General features: G+C 35.5%; 4 protein-coding genes. All 4 read right to left on the reverse strand.

Going from position 1 to position 2,104, the window contains the following annotated elements; all coding sequences use genetic code 11:
• Positions 1–9: 9 nt before the first annotated feature.
• From GSY74_RS11040 to GSY74_RS07315, 4 genes are read right to left on the reverse strand one after another with little or no spacing between them, the layout of a single operon-like run.
• Positions 10–741, reverse strand: a complete 732-nt coding sequence (locus GSY74_RS11040) for an NYN domain-containing protein (RefSeq protein WP_164664446.1) — start codon at positions 739–741, stop codon at positions 10–12.
• Positions 738–1,340, reverse strand: coding sequence for a 16S rRNA (guanine(966)-N(2))-methyltransferase RsmD (gene rsmD / locus GSY74_RS07305; RefSeq protein ID WP_164664447.1), 603 nt, complete (start codon positions 1,338–1,340; stop codon positions 738–740). Before rsmD ends, GSY74_RS11040 begins: the two co-directional genes overlap by 4 nt.
• Positions 1,333–1,599, reverse strand: coding sequence for a hypothetical protein (locus GSY74_RS07310; protein WP_164664448.1), 267 nt, complete (start codon positions 1,597–1,599; stop codon positions 1,333–1,335). The genes rsmD and GSY74_RS07310 overlap by 8 nt, the downstream gene beginning before the upstream one ends.
• Before the next feature lie 47 nt (positions 1,600–1,646).
• Positions 1,647–2,045, reverse strand: a complete 399-nt coding sequence (locus GSY74_RS07315; protein ID WP_188108704.1) for an arsenate reductase ArsC — start codon at positions 2,043–2,045, stop codon at positions 1,647–1,649.
• Positions 2,046–2,104 lie beyond the last annotated feature (59 nt).

The following is a 2,104-nucleotide window of genomic DNA, read 5'->3' on the forward strand; positions in this document are numbered from 1 at the left end:
TGTTTATGCTTATATCTTATACCCCTTATCCCTAACACTCATCTGCTTACTATCCTCATCCATATAGATATCAAATATATCCATAAAACGCAGAAGATTACTTAACTTCTTGAATCCATAGTTGACAGGAGAAAAGGAGCTATTGTTACTGATATATGCTCCCATATCGGCTAGATTTGACCAACCATGCTCATCCATTGTCTGATTATGTGCATTTTTCAAGAGATTTAGAAGCCACTTATCTTGTTTCAAATCTTTTGTTGTTTTTCTCTTATGAGGTGTTTCATCAGCACTTCGAGAACCAGAATCCATCAATTTCTCTGTAAAGATAAACTGTGAACAGGCCGCCATAAATGCTTGGGGGGTTTTCTTTTCTCCAAATCCAAAGACCTTTATCCCCTCTTGCTGTACACGCATCACTACAGGGGTGAAGTCACTATCACTAGTGGCAAAAGCAAATGCATCTATTTTTTTAGTGTGTAACATATCTATCGCATCTATGGTCATCAGTATATCTGTTGCATTTTTATGTTTACTATAGTCAAACTGCTGTATAGGTTTGATGGCAAACTCCAAAAGTTTCTCTTCCCAGTTTTTGAGATTGTCTTTTGTCCAGTTTCCGTAGGCTTGACGAATATTTACGACTCCATATTTGCTAAGTTCGTTGATAATTCCTTCTAATGCTCTGTGGGAGATATTATCAGAGTCTATAAAAAGGGCTATATGGTCTTGGTTTTTCACACTCTCTCTTTTGCTATATAGTAAGTCATAGTAGAGCGACCAAATTTTTTTCGTTTGACCTGCTCTAGTTCACCTATCTCTTTGGGCATATCTAGTTTTGTCATATGCTCTACTATTACCATCTCACATTTAGAAGCATCTATCTTCTCAATCAGAGCGATGGTCTTATCATAGACATCATCCATCCCATCACGAGTAGAGAATGGTGGGTCAAAATAGAAGTATGTCTTTTCATCAGAGTTTTTCAACATATCTAAAACAGTCTCAAACTTCTCAAAACTATCTCCAAGCATATGATGGCATCTACTAGGGTCTAACTCTCTGATATTCTGTTGTAAAACTCTGTAAGCAATCTTGTTATACTCAATAAAGTAACACTGCCCTGCTCCACGACTCAACGCTTCAAGTCCAATAGAACCAGAGCCTGAAAAAACCTCTACAAAGTTTTTATCTATAATATCAAATTGGAGAGTATTAAACAGGGACTCTTTCAAAATACCCTTTGAGCTTCGTGTTGTAAAGATATTTGGTATCTCTATGAACTTACCTTTAAACTCTCCCCCAATAATCTTTGTTCTAAAGTTCTCTTGTCTACTCATCTATTTTATTTATTACCTTTGATTTTGCTAATGCCTCTTCTATCTCTTTTTTGGCTACAGCACCTGTGAGATTTAGCTCAACTTTGCCATCAACCCCAGTTACTTTCATATCTGTTATCTTCTTTTTGGTCTCATCACTCATGCACTCACACTGACCTGTTGCACAATTCTCTACCATCTTTATGATGTTCTGTTTCTGTACCACACCTGTAAATGAGATTTTTACACCATCATTGGTTTTTGTTACATTTTTGTTCATTTTTTTCCTTAATTTACGAAGGGCAGACACATTGGTCTGCCCCTACATTATGATAATTTTTTACGCACTATGGGCAAAAGCTTCTTTTTAATCTCTTGTAGAGTCTCTTCAAAAGCTTCATAATCTTTTCCATCAGGGTCTTCAAAACCAACATGTACAACTTTTGTACTTTTTGAAAAAGTGGGACAACTCTCTTTGGCACTGTCACATACAGTCACAACCAAATCAAACTCTATATCCAACATTTTATCTAAACTTTTTGAATAACAGTCATCCGACCAAGCATCCTCATCCTCTAAAACCTTTTTTGTATTGGGATTTACACTACCAGTTGCACTAACACCTGCACTATAGGCTCTCATATTATTCAGATATTTATTAATTAATGCTTCGGCAATAATAGAACGACAACTATTACCCGTACATAAAATCAGTACCTTTTTCATCAAATTCCTTAATATTAATAGACGAATATTAACATATTTAAATATTAAAATAGGTATAA

This window comes from Sulfurovum sp. bin170, assembly GCF_010892395.1.
Taxonomy (GTDB): domain Bacteria; phylum Campylobacterota; class Campylobacteria; order Campylobacterales; family Sulfurovaceae; genus UBA1140.